Annotated in this window: 13 protein-coding genes and 1 pseudogene; 7 read left to right on the top strand and 7 right to left on the bottom strand. The window is 65.2% G+C overall.

Translation table 11 applies throughout. From position 1 onward, the window contains the following. Nucleotides 1-90: 90 nt before the first annotated feature. A complete protein-coding gene (locus tag Q3C01_RS18950; protein ID WP_458146824.1) occupies nucleotides 91-954 on the top strand; it encodes a LysR family transcriptional regulator in 864 nt (287 codons plus the stop codon). Nucleotides 955-1,064: 110 nt separating this feature from the next. Here the strand turns inward: Q3C01_RS18950 and pdeM are convergent, their stop codons facing one another. The 4 genes from pdeM to Q3C01_RS18930 form a co-directional block, all read right to left on the bottom strand. Next, the gene (pdeM, locus tag Q3C01_RS18945; protein WP_458146823.1) at nucleotides 1,065-1,763 is read right to left on the bottom strand and encodes a ligase-associated DNA damage response endonuclease PdeM; all 699 of its coding nucleotides are present in this window, start codon (nucleotides 1,761-1,763) and stop codon (nucleotides 1,065-1,067) included. A 117-nt stretch (nucleotides 1,764-1,880) separates the two neighbouring features. After that, nucleotides 1,881-4,493 (bottom strand): ligase-associated DNA damage response DEXH box helicase, encoded by a 2,613-nt coding sequence (locus Q3C01_RS18940; RefSeq protein WP_458146822.1) that lies wholly within the window; start codon nucleotides 4,491-4,493, stop codon nucleotides 1,881-1,883. Between the two features lie 194 nt (nucleotides 4,494-4,687). After that, complete coding sequence (locus Q3C01_RS18935) at nucleotides 4,688-5,917, bottom strand: ABC transporter substrate-binding protein (protein WP_458146821.1); 1,230 nt, start codon at nucleotides 5,915-5,917, stop codon at nucleotides 4,688-4,690. Between the two features lie 118 nt (nucleotides 5,918-6,035). Next, entirely contained in the window at nucleotides 6,036-6,962 is a 927-nt protein-coding gene (locus tag Q3C01_RS18930) for a class I SAM-dependent DNA methyltransferase (protein WP_458146820.1), read from the bottom strand. 69 nt (nucleotides 6,963-7,031) lie between these two features. Here Q3C01_RS18930 and Q3C01_RS18925 point away from each other — a divergent pair, with 69 nt between their 5' ends. From Q3C01_RS18925 to Q3C01_RS18905, 5 genes are all read left to right on the top strand, one after another. Continuing rightward, a complete protein-coding gene (locus Q3C01_RS18925; protein ID WP_458146913.1) occupies nucleotides 7,032-8,069 on the top strand; it encodes a ligase-associated DNA damage response exonuclease in 1,038 nt (345 codons plus the stop codon). After that, on the top strand, nucleotides 8,066-9,721 hold the full coding sequence (locus Q3C01_RS18920) for an ATP-dependent DNA ligase (protein WP_458146819.1): 1,656 nt from the start codon (nucleotides 8,066-8,068) through the stop codon (nucleotides 9,719-9,721). Before Q3C01_RS18925 ends, Q3C01_RS18920 begins: the two co-directional genes overlap by 4 nt. 562 nt (nucleotides 9,722-10,283) lie before the next feature. After that, nucleotides 10,284-10,586, top strand: coding sequence for a DUF6460 domain-containing protein (locus Q3C01_RS18915; RefSeq protein WP_283038374.1), 303 nt, complete (start codon nucleotides 10,284-10,286; stop codon nucleotides 10,584-10,586). Between the two features lie 96 nt (nucleotides 10,587-10,682). Further along, nucleotides 10,683-11,417, top strand: coding sequence for an MBL fold metallo-hydrolase (locus Q3C01_RS18910; RefSeq protein ID WP_458146818.1), 735 nt, complete (start codon nucleotides 10,683-10,685; stop codon nucleotides 11,415-11,417). Nucleotide 11,418: 1 nt separating this feature from the next. After that, complete coding sequence (locus Q3C01_RS18905) at nucleotides 11,419-12,744, top strand: MATE family efflux transporter (protein ID WP_458146817.1); 1,326 nt, start codon at nucleotides 11,419-11,421, stop codon at nucleotides 12,742-12,744. Nucleotides 12,745-12,835: 91 nt separating this feature from the next. On the opposite strand, the gene Q3C01_RS18900 is transcribed toward Q3C01_RS18905, so the two are convergent. Both Q3C01_RS18900 and Q3C01_RS18895 read right to left on the bottom strand, forming a co-directional pair. After that, nucleotides 12,836-13,933: a quinone-dependent dihydroorotate dehydrogenase gene (locus tag Q3C01_RS18900; RefSeq protein WP_458146816.1), complete on the bottom strand. Its 1,098-nt coding sequence runs from the start codon at nucleotides 13,931-13,933 to the stop codon at nucleotides 12,836-12,838. After that, nucleotides 13,930-14,274: a DUF952 domain-containing protein gene (locus tag Q3C01_RS18895; protein WP_458146815.1), complete on the bottom strand. Its 345-nt coding sequence runs from the start codon at nucleotides 14,272-14,274 to the stop codon at nucleotides 13,930-13,932. Before Q3C01_RS18895 ends, Q3C01_RS18900 begins: the two co-directional genes overlap by 4 nt. 187 nt (nucleotides 14,275-14,461) lie before the next feature. Here Q3C01_RS18895 and Q3C01_RS18890 point away from each other — a divergent pair, with 187 nt between their 5' ends. Continuing rightward, nucleotides 14,462-15,112 carry a S24 family peptidase gene (locus Q3C01_RS18890; RefSeq protein WP_458146814.1) on the top strand — a complete coding sequence of 217 codons (651 nt, stop codon included), beginning with the start codon at nucleotides 14,462-14,464 and terminating at the stop codon, nucleotides 15,110-15,112. A gap of 78 nt (nucleotides 15,113-15,190) precedes the next feature. On the opposite strand, the pseudogene Q3C01_RS18885 reads toward Q3C01_RS18890, so the two are convergent. Then, a pseudogene (locus Q3C01_RS18885) lies at nucleotides 15,191-15,392 on the bottom strand (IS110 family transposase); the annotation flags it as partial.

Below are 15,392 nucleotides of genomic sequence, written 5' to 3'. Positions count from 1 at the left end.
CTCCTGAGCCCTCGATCTAGGGAGTCCCCTTGTCATTTGGAAATTAAATGATTTACTATCATACAGTGGATTTTCGAATGGAGGCGGCAAATGCTCGATCTGGAGCTTCTGCGCAGCTTCGTCTCGGTGGTCGATGCCGGCGGCTTCACCCGCGCCAGCGAACGCGTCCATCGCACGCAATCGACGGTCAGCCAGCAGATCAAGCGGCTGGAAGAGGACGTCGGCCAGGTGCTGCTGCACCGTGACGGCAAGGACGTGCGCCCGACCGAGGCCGGCGAGCGGTTGTTGTCCTACGCGCGGCGCCTGCTGTCGCTCGCCGAGGAGGCGCGCGACGTGCTCGGCCAGCCGGGCAGCGAAGGCGCGATCCGGCTGGGCATCCCCGAGGATTTCGCCGCCTATCGGCTGGCGAAGCTGCTTGGCGCGTTCTCGCGCTCGCATCCGGGCCTGCGGCTCGACGTGCGCGCCGACCAGAGCAAGAACCTGTCCCGCGATCTCGAACGCGGCGAACTCGATCTTGCGCTGTACAAGCGCGAGGCCGGCGAGAAGGGGGCGATTGCGGTGTGGCCGGAGCGGGTGCATTGGGTGACCAGCAAGAGCCATCCGATCGACGCGAAGGCGTCGTCGGTGCCACTGATCGGCTTTCCGCTCGGCTGCCTCTACCGCGCCGGCGCCATCCACGCGCTCGAAAGCGCCGGCCGGCCCTGGCACATGGCCTATACGTCATCGAGCCTCGCCGGCATCCAGGCCGCCGTCGCCGCCGGCATGGGCCTGAGCATTCTCTCGGAAATGGCGATCCAGTCCGATCACCGCGTCCTGACCGCAAAGGACGGCTTTGCGCCAATCAACAGGACGGAGGTCGCACTGATGGCCTCGCCGGGCGCGAGCCCGGCCACGCTGCGACTTGCGGATCGCTTGGCCGAGTTCTGCGATACGGTGCAGGCGAAGGCGGCTTGATCTTGCGCGATGCGTAGGGTGGGTTAGCGGAAGGCGTAACCCACCACTGTTTGTCTCCGCGGAAACGAAAGAGGTGGGTTACGCTTCGCTAACCCACCCTACGAAGTGCATCAACAACACCGCGATGCGGCAATCGCGTGGACGCGGCGGTCGCCGAGGAGATGCGCGGTGAAGTGGCGCGCGCCGAACACACGTGCAAACGCGGCGTCGCGGATGCTGAGGCCGCCGGCATAGGCGCCGAAGGCCGGCATCACGGCGCGCATCCCGTCCGAGGCGAAGCAGCGCCGCTCCATCGAACGGCCGCGTGCGGTGATGCGCGCCTTCGGATGGAGATGGCCGGCGATCTCGCCATGCGCGCCGGTCGGCTCGTGGCGAAAAGTGATCGGGCCGATCGCGATCTCGTCGGCAACGGTACCGCCGAGATCGCGCGGCAGCGCCGGGTCGTGATTGCCCGAGATCCAGATCCAGTCGCGGCCGGTCTGGAGCGTGGTCATGGCGCCGCGATCCTCAATCGACAAGCGCTCGTGCGCGCAGCGATCGTGAAAGCTGTCGCCGAGTGCGATCACGATCCGCGGATCGTGCCGCGCGATCACCGCCGCGAGGCGACCGAGTGTCGCGACGGTGTCGTAAGGCGGCAGCAGTACACCTCGCGCGGCGAAGCTCGAGCCTTTTTCCAGATGCAGGTCGGAGACGACGAGCAGGCGCTGCTCGTCCCAGAACAGCGCGCCGGAGATATCCGTGACAAGCGATGCACCCGCAACATCGAGAGTGCGAGAAGTCGTGATGGAAAGTGTCCCTTGCTCCGTCATGGCCGAGCTTGTCCCGGCCATCCACGTAGCGCGCGCGGCAAGAAAGGCGTGGATGCCCGGGTCAAGCCCGGGCATGACGACGTTGAGAGAGTGGCGCCCCAAACAATCATTCGCTGGCTATCTAGACATCGCCTCTTTGACGAGCTCGTCGGCGGCTTCCGCCAGAAGCTCTTCTGCAGCTTCGCCATAAACTGACTCGCGGCCGATTTCCAGCATCACGGGGACGGCGAGCGGCGAGACGTGGTCGAGTTCCCGGTGCGTGACGTGACCGTGGATGCGCGCGAGCATGTCCCCCAGCCGGCGCAAGTCAAGCAGGCCCGTGGCGGCATCGGCGCGCGCGGCGCGCAGCAGCATGTGATCGGCCTGGTGCTTGCGCAGGACGTCGTAGACGAGGTCGGTCGAGAACAGCACCTGCCGCCGGCTCTTGTCTTCATCCGTGAAACGGCGCTCGATCAGGCCGGAGATCAGCGCGCAATTGCGGAACATGCGCTTCATCAGCGCGGACTCGGCGAGCCACGCCTCGAGGTCATCGCCGAGCATATCAGGATCGAACAACGCGTTGAGATCAAGCTGGCCATTGCGGATCATGAAGGAGGCATCGCCCAGCCCCCAGATCGCAACCGCATATTCATTGGCGACGAAACCGAGCGGCCGGGCGCGGGTGCGCTCCAGCCGCCGCGTGAGCAGCATGCCGAGCGTCTGGTGCGCGAGCCGTCCCTCGAAGGGATAGCAGATCAGGTAATGCTTGTTGCCGCGTGGAAACGTTTCGACCAGGAGGTCGCTCACCGCAGGCACGCGAGAAACATCCTTTTGCAATGACAGCCAGTCGCGCACCTGTTCCGGCAGGGCACCCCACGCGCGCCTGTCATCCAGCAGCCGGCGCACGCGCTCGGCCAGATAAGTCGACAACGGAAATTTGCCGCCCATATAGGAAGGCACCTTGGGATCGGCGTCATGCGCGCGGGAGACATAGGCCTGGTCCTCGGCCAGCGCCTCGTAGCGCACCACCTCGCCGCCGAACACGAAGGTGTCGCCGGGGCTGAGGCCCTCGATGAAATATTCCTCGATCTCGCCGAGCACGCGGCCGCCGCGCGCGATCGCACCGGTCGAACCGGTACCGGTCGAGCGCGAGCGCACCAGCCGCACCTTGAGCATCGGCTCCTCGACGATGGTGCCGACGTTGAGGCGATAGCTCTGCCGCACTTTTGGATTGGCGACGCGCCAGCGCCCCTGCTTGTCCTGCTTGATGCGCGCGAAGCGCTCATAGGTTTTCAGCGCATAGCCGCCGGTGGCGACGAAATCGACGACGTCGTCGAAATCCTGCCGCAAGAGGTCTGCGTAAGGCGCGGCCGTGCGCACCTCGTCATAGAGCTCGCCCGAGAAGAACGGCTCGCCGCAGGCGCAGCCGAGCACGTGCTGGGCGAGCACGTCGAGCGCGCCGATTCGGAGCGGCGGCGTATCCTGCGCATTCTCCGCGATCGCATCGATCGCGGCGCGGCACTCCAGCACCTCGAACCGGTTGGCCGGCACCAGCACCGCGCGCGAGGCCTCATCGAGACGATGATTGGCACGGCCGATGCGCTGCATCAGCCGCGAGCAGCCTTTTGGTGCGCCGATATTGATGACGAGATCGACGTCGCCCCAGTCGACGCCGAGATCCAGCGACGAGGTGCAGACCACGCCGCGCAGTTTTCCCGCCGACATCGCGTCCTCGACCTTGCGGCGCTGCGCGACGTCGAGCGAGCCATGATGCAGTGCGATCGCAAGGCCGTCGTCGTTCATCCGCCAGAGCTCCTGGAACAGCATCTCGGCCTGACTGCGGGTGTTGACGAAGACCAGCGTGGTCTTGTTCGCCTTGATCAGCTCGTAGACCTCGGCCAGCGCATGGCGCGCGGTGTGACCGGCCCAGGGCAGGCGCTCGCTCGTATCCAGCATCTCGACGATCGGCGCGGCCGCGCCGCCGGCCATGACGATGTCGGCCGCAGCGGCCTTGCCGCCGGGCTGCGGCATCAGAAAGCGCGCCAGGGATTCCGGCTCGGCCACCGTCGCGGACAGGCCAATCATGCGCATTTCGGGCGCGAGCCGCCATAATCGCGCAAGCCCCAGCGAGAGCAGATCGCCGCGCTTGGAGGTGACGAGCGCGTGCAACTCGTCGAGCACCACGCGCTTCAGCGAAGAGAACAGGAACGGCGCATCGTCGGAAGAGAGCAGCAATGCGAGCTGCTCGGGTGTTGTCAGCAGGATGTCCGGCGGATAGCGGCGCTGGCGCTGGCGCCGCGATACCGGCGTATCGCCGGTGCGAGTCTCGACCTTGATCGGCAGCCCCATCTCCGCAATCGGCCGTTCCAGATTGCGCGCGATATCGACGGCGAGCGCTTTCAGCGGCGAGATGTAGAGGGTGTGGAGGCCGCCGGTGCGCTGAACGGCGCGGCCGGTGGAGATGAGCTTGGGCTTTTCGTCGGCACGCAGCGGTGTCCGTGGCCACCCCCCTCCCCGCGCCTCATGGGGGGATGGAGAAGAAAGCTCCACCAGCGTCGGCAAAAATCCCGCCAGCGTCTTGCCGGCGCCGGTCGGCGCGATCAAGAGCGCGGAGCGATCCTCGCGGGCCTTTTCCAAGAGCGCCAATTGATGCGCGCGCGGCGACCAGCCGCGGGCCGCGAACCATGTCTGGAAGCGGTCGGGGAGCAGCGCGGCCGGCTCGGCCGATGCGGTGAGGATACGGGGCGGCACGGCACAAGAGGTAAGCCGTGGGGACGGGTTCGTCGAGGGTAACCGAGCGATTTGGTTCGCTGTCGGCATTTTCGTGGGGTGGGCAAAGCGGAAGCGTGCCCACCTCTTCTGTCGCAATCAAATAGGGATGGTGGCACGGCGCAAGAGCGCCTTTGCCCACCCTAGGGCATCTCGTCGAGGGGTACGGGCCCCCGCTACTCCGTCACCGGCTTGTCCGAGACCTGCCAGTCTTTGCCGTTGAAGGTCGAGATGAAGAGCGTCTTCATCGGCGTGTAGTCATTGGGCGTGTAGCTGTAGTCGACGCCGTCGAGGAAGAAGGGCGAGTGGAAGCCGTTGAGGTTTGCGGCCTGCTTCAGCACGTTTTCGCGCGTGAGCTCGTCGCCGCAGCGGCGCAGGATCTCGCCCATGGTCACGGCCTGGCCGTAACCGGCATAGGCAATAGTATTGTCGGGATCGACGTTCGGCAGATAATTCTTGCGCAACGTGTCGAACGCGATCACGTCCTTGTCGTTCTCCCAGGGGCCGGGGCCGGCGTCCTTTGAATAGCGGATCGCGACGATACCGTTGGCGTTCTCGAAGCCGGCGGCGCTGAGGATCGACTTGCCGGTCGAGCCCGCCGAGAGCAATTGCAGCGGCTTCCAGCCGAGCTCGGCCGCTTTGCGGATCGACTGCGACGACGCCTTGCCGGTGGAGATGTTGTAGAAGACATCGGCGCCCGACTTGGAGAGATTGACGAGTTGGGAGTCGATGGTCGGATCGGTCAGGTCGTAGGTCTGCTCCAGGATCACCTGCGCGGCGCCGCCGGCATCGGAAAGCACCTTCTTGAAAGGACCGAGGAAGTCGCGACCGAAATCATCGTTCTGGTAGAGGATACCGATCTTCGCGTTCGGCTTCACGCTGATGACGTGCTTGGCGAGGATGCGCGCTTCGGTCGGATAGAGCGGCAGGCCCGCCATCGTCCATTTGAATTCCTTCGGATTATTCCACTTCGACGCGCCGGTGTTGAGCAGGAGCTGTGGCACGCCCTTGGAATTGAGATATTTGTGCACGGCGGTCTGCGGTGCGGTGCCGAGCGAGCCGTAGAGCGCCAGTACCTCCTCCTGCTCCACCAGCCTGCGCGTCGCCTCGACGCATTTCGGCGCACTGTAGGCATCGTCCATGGTGAGGAACTTGACCTTGCGCCCGTTGATGCCGCCCTTCTCGTTCAGCATCTGGAAATAGGCTTCGCCGACGCGACCCAGCACGCCGTAGAGCGAGCCGGGGCCGGAATGCGGCACGGTCTGACCGATCTTGATCTCGGTGTCGCTGGCGCCCGCATCATATTTCTTCTCGGCGGCCCAGACATAAGGCGCTGATAAGGTCGAGGCTGCGATGGTGGCAAATGCGCCGGCGCTGAATTCACGCCGTGATGGATTTTTTGTCATTGGCGTTGTCTCCCTGATGCCGCGCATTGTGCGGACATCAGGGCGCGCATCGCAAGTGGCAAGGTTGCGCTTTTGCGGCGCAATGCAGCTCAATTTGCAGCAACCCTAGCGCCTAGACTCAAGTTTTCTCGGCGACGACGACGAGGCCGCGCACCGGCTCGTTGTTCTCGTTGCGCGGCGAGGCCGGCTCCAGCGTCAGGAGCTTGAGGCCGGCCTTCGCGATGGCGCCACGCACATATTCCGCGGCATGGGCATAACGCAGGCCTTCGCCCAGGACGACACCGCTGCCGTCATGGGTCTCGAGCGTGAAGCCAAGCGTGCCGCCGGATGCGAGGACGCGTCGTGCTTCCATCAACACCGGCGCGAGATCGGACAGATATACAAACGCATCCGCAGCCACGACCAGGTTTGCGCTTGCATCGCTCTTGCCGCGCAAGCCTTCGATCATGTCGGCGACCTCCAACTCGGCATACAAGCCGGTGGCGCGCGCTTCCTTGATCATGCCGGGCGACAGGTCGATGCCGATGAAATGATCGACCTGCCTGGCGAAGGCGGCGGCCGCAAGCCCGGTGCCGCAGCCGAGATCTATGGTGCGTTTGAAGAAGGCCGGCTTCTTCGCGGCGACGCGCGCCGCCAGCACCGCCTTGAAGATCAGCGCGGGCGCGCGATAGCCGAGATCGTTGATCAGCGCATGCTCGAAGCGCGGCGCGTATTGGTCGAACAGCGCCTGCACATAGGCTTTCGGCATTTCCGCCATCTGCTCGTCGCCGAGCCGCATCAGATGCAGGCCGGCGCCGTGTTGGTCCTCGGGATCGGCGTCGCGCGCCTTGCGAAACGCCGCGATCGCGCTGTCGCGCTCTCCGAGCTGCTGACGGATTTCGCCGAGCGTGAACCAGGCCGAAGTGAAGTTCGGCGCCAGCTCGATCGCCTGCTCCAACAGATCGGCAGCGGCCGGCAAATCGCCCTTGAGCTGGAGGTCGCGCGCGAACTCGAAACGGCGGTCGGCCATCAGATCGCCGGAGGACAGAAACAGGCGCAGGGGCATTTTTGGAACCAGGAGGACGATGCAGGCCGATGACTCGAAGGGCGCGGTGGCGCAGCCTATATGACAGAAATGCGCCCGCAAGACATCCTGTTGCCAACTGCTGCCGGCCTGTGCTGCAAGCCGGGCGGCTTCCATATCGATCCTGTCCGCCCGGTCGAGCGCGCCGTGATCACCCACGGCCATTCCGACCATGCGCGAGCCGGCCACGGCGCCGTGCTGGCGACGCAGGAGACACTGGACATGATGCGCCTGCGCTATGGCGAGAACTTTGCCGGCACGACGCAGGCGATCCGCTATGGCGAGGAGATCCGGCTCGGCGACGTCAAGGTGAAGTTTCACCCCGCAGGCCACGTGCTGGGCTCGGCCCAGATCGCGGTGACCTGTCAGGACACCTGCATCGTCGCCTCCGGCGACTACAAGGATGCCCCGGACCCGACCTGCGCGCCGTTCGAGCTCGTGTCCTGCGATGTCTTCATCACCGAGGCGACGTTCGGCCTGCCGGTGTTTCGCCATGGCGATGCCGCAGACGAGGTGAAAAAGCTGCTCGCCTCCGTCGCGCTATTTCCGGAGCGCGCGCATCTCGTCGGCGCCTATTCGCTCGGCAAGGCGCAGCGCGTGATCGCGCTGTTGCGCGCGGCCGGATACGACGCGCCGATCTATCTGCATGGCGCAATGGAGACGATCACGCAATATTATCAGGGCCGCGGCATCGAGCTTGGCGAGCTGCGGCCGGCGAAGGGCGTGAAGAAGGCGGCTCTCGCCGGCACCATCACGCTGGCGCCGCCGTCGGCCACATCCGATCTCTGGACGCGCCGCTTTCCCGATCCCGTCACCGCATTCGCCTCGGGCTGGATGCGGGTGCGCGCGCGGGCGCGGCAACGTGGCGTCGAATTGCCGCTGGTGATTTCCGATCATGCCGATTGGGACGGCCTCACCGCGACAATTGCTGCAACTGGCGCAGGGGAAATCTGGGTCACGCACGGCCAGGAAGACGCGCTGGTGCATTGGTGCAAGAGCAAAGGTTTGCGGGCCCAGCCGCTCGATCTCGTCGGCTATGGCGACGAAGAGGAGAGCGAGACGCCGCTTGCGAGCGAGACCGAAGCATGAACCGGTTCGCCGAGCTGCTCGATCGCCTTGCCTACGAGCCCGGCCGCAACAACAAGCTGCGGCTGATCACGAGCTATTTTCGCGAGGTCGGCGATCCCGACCGCGGCTATGCGTTGGCCGCGCTCACGGGCGCGTTGAGCTTCAAGCATGCTAAGCCGGGGTTGATCCGCGATCTCATCGCGGCGCGCACCGATGAGGTGCTGTTCGGGCTGTCGTATGATTATGTCGGCGATCTCTCGGAGACGGTGGCACTGATGTGGCCGAAGTCCGAACTTGCCGCCCACAACAATCCGCCGCCTCCAACCCTCACCGACGTCGTCACCACGCTGCGCACGCTCGGCAAGACCGAGCTGCCGGGCCAGCTTGCGCGGTGGCTCGACGAGCTCGACGAGACCGGCCGCTGGGCGCTGCTGAAGCTCGTCACCGGTGCCTTGCGCATCGGCGTCTCCGCGCGTCTGGCAAAAACCGCGGCCGCCGCGCTCGGCGACAAGGATCCGCATGAGATCGAGCTGATCTGGCCCGGCCTCGCCCCGCCCTATCTCGACCTGTTCGCCTGGCTCGAGGGCCGCGCGGAAAAGCCCGTCAATCGCGATCCGGCGCCGTTCCGCCCGGTAATGCTGGCGCATGCGATCGAGGACTCAGATTTCCAAAACCTCGATCCCGCCGATTACATCGCCGAGTGGAAATGGGACGGCATCCGCGTGCAGGCGGTCGCGGGCCGCGACGATCGCGGACATATCACCGTGCGGCTTTATTCGCGCACCGGCGAGGACATCACGGGAAGCTTTCCGGACCTCGTGCCGTCGCTGCACCTGCCCGGCGCTATCGACGGCGAACTGCTGGTCGTACGCGACGGCCGCGTGCAGAGCTTCAACGTCCTCCAGCAGCGGCTCAACCGCAAGGTCGTCTCGCCAAAGCTGATCAAGGAGTTTCCGATTCACCTGCGCGCCTACGATCTGCTCGGCGATGACGAGAACGATTTGCGCGAGCTGCCCTTTGCCGAGCGGCGCAGGCATCTCGAAACCTTCATCAAGAAGCTCGGCGATTCCCGCATCGATTTGTCACCGACAGTGCCTTTCGATAGCTGGGACGCGCTCACCGCCGCACGCGCCGATCCTGCCGGCGCCGGTGAGGACGCCGAAGCCGTCGAAGGCCTGATGCTGAAGCGGCGCGATGCGCCTTATCTGCCGGGGCGGCCGAAGGGACAATGGTGGAAGTGGAAACGCGATCCGCACATCATCGATGCCGTGCTGATGTATGCGCAGCGCGGCCACGGCAAGCGCTCGTCGTATTATTCCGACTATACTTTTGGTGTCTGGACCGAAGGCGAAGCCGGCGACGAGCTGGTGCCGGTCGGCAAGGCCTATTTCGGCTTCACCGACGAGGAACTGCTCGAGATCGACCGCTTCGTCCGCCGCAACACCACGGAAAAGTTCGGCCCCGTGCGCCATGTCGTGCACGAGCCCGACAAGGGGCTGGTGCTGGGGGTCGCCTTCGAAGGATTGCAGCGCTCGCCGCGGCACAAGTCGGGCGTCGCCATGCGCTTTCCCCGCATCAGCCGCCTGCGCTGGGACAAGCCGCCACGCGAGGCCGACCGGCTGGAGACGCTGGAAAGGATGCTGAAGAGCGAAGCGGCAGAAGTGGAGGCCTGAAAGCGTTCGATCGCGGCCAGGAGGGAAATGCGCCCCCTCTCCCGCTTGCGGGAGAGGGTTGGGGAGAGGGTGTCTCCGCAATCGAGAACCCCCGAGAGGACACAGCCCTCACCCGCGCCTTCGGCGCGACCTCTCCCGCAAGCGGGAGAGGTGGAGTGCGCCCGCGGCCCCATCGCTCCAACTAAACCCGTCCGCGCCTTTGCGCGAAAAAATGGTCCCGCCGCCGGCCAGCGCAAAGCCGGCGAGCATATATGCACAGAACCCATAATTGGCCCCGGCGGCGGTCCCAGAACTTGCACGATGCCGGCATCGACATCGCGCCGCGCCCTTATGGGGCGGACGCAACGGGATGAGAATTGATGGGCGTTCACACCCCCATGAACATGCACATTTACCTTACCGTTGTTGCTTTCCCGCGACGCGCCGTGGCGTCGGAGATCGCCGCGCCCGTTTTTGCCTGATATTAAAATGCGGTAAGCCGATTGACGGGGGAACGCGGGTTCCCCATCTGCCTCGCCGTGCCCTATAATGGGGATCGAATCCGCTGAGGAGTTTTTTTGAGATGGCCAACGACGTCAGAGATTTGCCGGCAAGCCATGACGGCCTGTACCGCTTTCTCGGTGGCTCGCCGCTGGCGGTCGCATTCCGCCTCGTCCTGCTCTCGATCCTGGTCGGCGTCGTGCTGGCCGCGATCGGCTTCGATCCCTGGAATATCATCCATAGCATTCGCCTCTTGTTCCAGCGGCTGTGGGACCTCGGCTTCGACGCGGTCAACTGGCTGTGGCGCTACTTCCTGCTTGGCGCAGTCATCGTGATCCCCGTGTGGTTCCTGTCGCGCCTGTTCGGCGCGCCGCGCGGCCGGTAGGCATGTTTTGAGCATGATCTTGTCGGAAAACCGCTTCACACTTTGCGCTGACGCGGCCCTTCGGGTCCGAAGCATGCTTTAGGGAGCGCGCAGCCGATGCAATTGCGCTTCGTCGGCTGCGGTGACGCGTTCGGCTCGGGCGGCAGGTTGAACACCTGCTTCCACGTCACCGGACGCGAAGCCAATTTCCTGATCGATTGCGGTGCCTCCTCCGTGTCGGCCTTGAAGCGGCTCGAGATCGATCGTGATGCGATCGACCTGATCCTGATCACGCATTTCCACGGCGATCATTTTGCCGGCCTGCCGTTCTTCCTGGTCGACGCACAGTTTTCCAAGAGAACGCGGCCGCTGGTGATCGCCGGCCCGCAAGGGATCGAGATGCGGCTCGCGCAGGTGATGGAAGCGCTGTTCGAGCTTTCATCGAAAACCAAGCAGCGCTTCGATCTTTCCATCGTTGCGCTTTCCCCGGAGGAAAGCCGCAGCTTCGGTGGCGTGACGGTGACGCCCTATCCCGTCGTGCATGGCGAGTCCGGTGGGCCGTTCCTCGGCTATCGCATCGCAGCCGAAGGCCGTGTGCTCGCCTATAGCGCCGATACCGAATGGACGGAGACGCTCATTCCGCTGGCGCATGGCGCGGACCTTTTCATCGCCGAGGCCTACATGTACGAGAAGGTGGTCAAGAACCATCTCAGCCTGAAGACTTTGGAACAGCATCTACCCGAGATCGGTGCCAAGCGGCTCGTCCTCACCCATATGAGCGACGACGTGCTGTCGCGCCTTGATGACGTGCCGCATCTGGCGGCGGAGGACGGCATGGTGCTCGTGTTCTGACATGCACGCACCCGTCCATCCCAGGGTCACCACCAGGCAGGTGTTTGCCATCGCGGGCCCCGCGATGGTCGCGAACCTGACCACGCCGCTGATCGGCGTGGTCTCGACCACGGCCATCGGGCGACTGAACGATGCCGCGCTGCTCGGTGGCGTCGCGATGGCCTCGGTGATCTTCGACTGCCTGTTCTGGCTGTTCGCCTTCCTGCGCATGAGCACGCTCGCCTTCACCGCGCAGTCGCTCGGCGCCGGTGAGACGGCGGAGACGAGCGCAATCCTCGTGCGCGGCTTTATCGTGGCCGGCCTGATCGGCGTCGCGCTGATCGCGCTCCAGGTGCCGCTCGGCGCCGTGCTGTTCAGCCTGATGGGCGGCAGCGAGGGCGTCACGCGGGCCGCAAAGGCCTATTTCGCGATCCGCATCTGGTCCTCGCCGCTGGCGTTCGCGAATTATGTCGTGCTCGGCTGGCTGGTGGGGCTCGCCCGCGCCAATCTTGCGCTGCTCCAGCAGATCGTGATCAACCTCATCAACATGGCGGCCACCATACTGCTGGTGCTGGTCTATGACACCGGGATTGCAGGTGCCGCGATCGCCGCCGTCATCGCGGAGGCCGCGGGTTTCCTGCTCAGCGTGGTGGTGGCACGGCGTCTCGCCAAAGGCGGCCTCGCCATTCCCCACGCGCGGTTGTTCGACCGCGCCAAGCTGATCCGGATGCTGTCGGTCAACTCCGACATCATGGTGCGCACCGCAGCGCTGATCACCGTGTTCCTGTTCTTCACCGCCAAGGGCGCGCGGGCCGGCGACGTCACGCTGGCAGCCAATGCGGTGCTCAACAATTTCCTGTTGGTCAGCGCCTTCTTCCTCGACGGCCTTGCCAACGCCGCGCAGCAGCTCTGCGGCCGCACCTTTGGCGCGCGCGACGCACGCGGCTTTGCCGATTCGACGCGGCTGGTGCTGCTCTGGGGCGTCGGTTTCTCCGTCGTCGTCGCGGTGCTGTTCGCCCTGTTCGGCCCGGCGCTGATCAACCTGATGACCGCCAGCGAAGAGGTCCGCCGCAGCGCGCGGGATTTCCTCGTCTTCATCATTCTCGCGCCGCTGCCGGGCGTGTTCGCGTTCGGCTTCGACGGCATCTATGTCGGCGCGACCTGGGCGCGCGAGATGCGCAATCTGATGCTGGCCTCGCTCGGGATTTTTCTGGGCACATGGTGGGCGCTGCAAGCGTTCGGCAACGCCGGACTGTGGACCGCGCTGCTCGGCTTCTACGTCGCGCGCGGCGGCTTGCAGGGGTTGCGTTATCCGGCGCTGTTCAGGGCGACGTTTTCAAAACCGTAGCCCGGATGGAGCGCAGCGAAATCCGGGTCTCCCCAGCGCGCGGACACACCCCGGATTACGCTTCGCTCCATCCGGGCTACGCGGCTACGGCTCACATCCCGGGCCAATCCTCGGCGGTGAGCGTTGCGGCGTCGGCGCCGACGATCTCGGACAGCGAGTCGCGCCCGGTGCGCAACAGCGTGGAAGTCAGATCGCGCTTGATCTCATCGACGAGGCCGAGGCCCTTGTAGACCAGCGACGAATAGAGCTGGATCAGGCTCGCTCCGGCGCGGATTTTTGTCAGCGCCGCGCCGCCGGAATCCACGCCTCCGACGCCGATCAGCGGGAACGCGCCTTCGACGCGCACATAGGTCTCCGCAACCATGCGCGTCGACAGACGGAACAGCGGCCGGCCGGAGAGACCGCCCTGCTCCTTCGCGCGCATCTGCTCGCGCAGCGTGCTCGGCCGCGCGATCGTCGTGTTCGACACGATCATGCCGTCGACCTTGCGCGCGCGGGCGACCTGCACGACGTCGTCGAGTTGGGCGAGGCTCAAATCCGGCGCGATCTTGAGCAACACCGGGGTGTCACCGGCCTTTTCGCGCACCCGCTCGCGCGCGTCGATCACGTGCGCGAGGAGATCGTCGAGCAGCGCGCCCTCCTGCAAGTTGCGCAGGCCCGGCGTATTCGGCGAGGAGACGTTGACGGTGAAATAGCTCGCGACCGGGGCGAAGGTCTCGATCAGCTTGACGTAATCGGCGACGCGATCGGGCGAGTCCTTGTTGGCTCCGACATTGACGCCGACGATGCCGCCGTTCCCTGCGCGCGCCGCAAGGCGCCGCAGCGCAATAGCCGCGCCGTCATTGTTGAAGCCCATGCGGTTGATGACGGCTTCATCGCGCTCCAGGCGAAACAGCCGCGGCCGCGGATTGCCGCTCTGCGGGCGCGGCGTCACCGAGCCGATCTCGACGAAGCCGAAGCCGAGCCGCAGCAGCGCATCCGGCACTTCCGCGCTCTTGTCGAAGCCCGCAGCCATGCCGATCGGATTGGGAAAATTCAGGCCGAAGGCCCGCACCGCCAGTTTCGGATCATCAGTGCGCGGCTTGGTCGGCGGCAGGAAGCGCAGGCCCTGGATCGCCAGGCGATGCGCATCCTCCGGATCGAGCCAGCGCAGGACCGGCAGCGAGAGGGCGTCGAACGCGCGGATCACGGGGCAAGCTCCGGAATGTCGTGATTGCCGTCGGAGCGCAAGGCGAGATTGATGATCGAGATCACCGCACCGAGATCGAGCTCGCCATAGAGATGCGGAAACAGCTCGTCGTTGCGCGAGCGCTCCCAGCGCAGAGCATCGCCGAGCGCATCGCCGTCGATCTCGACCAGGAACAGCGCACGCTGACCGAAAAAATGCTTCCGCGCGGTCTCGGGAACCTGGGCGGCGGTCGAGAAATGGATGAAGCCGTCGCGCGCATCATCCGTGCTGCCCCGGTACACACCCTCCCGCTCGGCCTCACGCCAGGCCGAAGCGGCACAAATTTTATAGATCTTGACCACCAGTCGCGGTGTCCTGCTTGCGCTTGCTCGTTGAGTCTCTTGGGGTTTTCGCTCCCAAGGGTCCCAAACCCGGGCGCGACCGTAAAGGCCACAACTTTCGAACTCAAGACTTGCCTGCCGCCTCTTGCACCGAAAACGGAAAACCGGTTGATTTGAGGCTAGTTTTCCTAGGCGGGCCGGATCGCGGATGATCAGACAGGCCAAAGCGCAGAGGATGCTGACTCACGAGCAGATCTGGGGCGCCCTGGATCGGCTCGCGGTGCGTGCCGGGCTGTCGCCGTCGGGGCTGGCCAAGCGTGCGGGGCTCGATCCCACAACCTTCAACAAGTCCAAGCGCGTGACTTCCGACGGCCGGGAACGCTGGCCCTCGACTGAATCGATCGCAAAAGCGCTCGCGGCCGCCGGCTCCTCGATCGAGACCTTCGTGCAGCTGATCGGCGATGGCGCGCGCGACGGCCGCTCGGTTCCGCTGCTCGGTTTCGCGCAGGCTGGGACAAGCGGCCATTTCGACGAGCAAGGCCTTCCCGCCGGCAAGGGCTGGAGCGAAGTCGCGCTGCCCTTGGCCGAGGACGATCACAGCTTTGCGCTGGAGATTGCAGGCGATGCGCTCGCACCCTATCGCGACGGCGACGTCATCCTGGTCTCGCCGGGCACACCGATCCGCAAGGGCGACCGCGTGGTGGTGAAGACCCGGGCCGGCGAGATGCTGGTGAAGGCGCTGAAGCGCCGCACGGCGAAGTTGCTGGAATTGCAGTCACTCGATGGCGCGCAGGACGAGCGCACGCTCGCAGTTGCCGATGTCGCGTGGATCGCAAGGATCGTATGGGCGAGCCAGTGAGAGACTCGTGGCGACGCGTAGCGCGGTAGTCGGGGCCACCACAACCTCGATTGTCGTCCCGGCGAAGGCCGGCAACTGTTATGTTGATGGAGCGATTTTATATGGCTTTCCGTCGCGCATCATCGCGTTGAGGATGGTCAGCAGCTTCCTGGCAACGGCAATGAGGGCGAGTTTGGCTGGTTTACCGGCCTGCCTCAGTCGCAAGTAGAAGGCCTTGAAGAGGTCGGCCCGGCGAACCGCGTTGAGAGCGGCCATGTAGAGGGCATCGCGAACGCGCTTT

The sequence above is a fragment of the Bradyrhizobium sp. UFLA05-109 genome (genome assembly GCF_054185165.1).
This window is presented reverse-complemented; position numbering and strand designations above follow the sequence as displayed.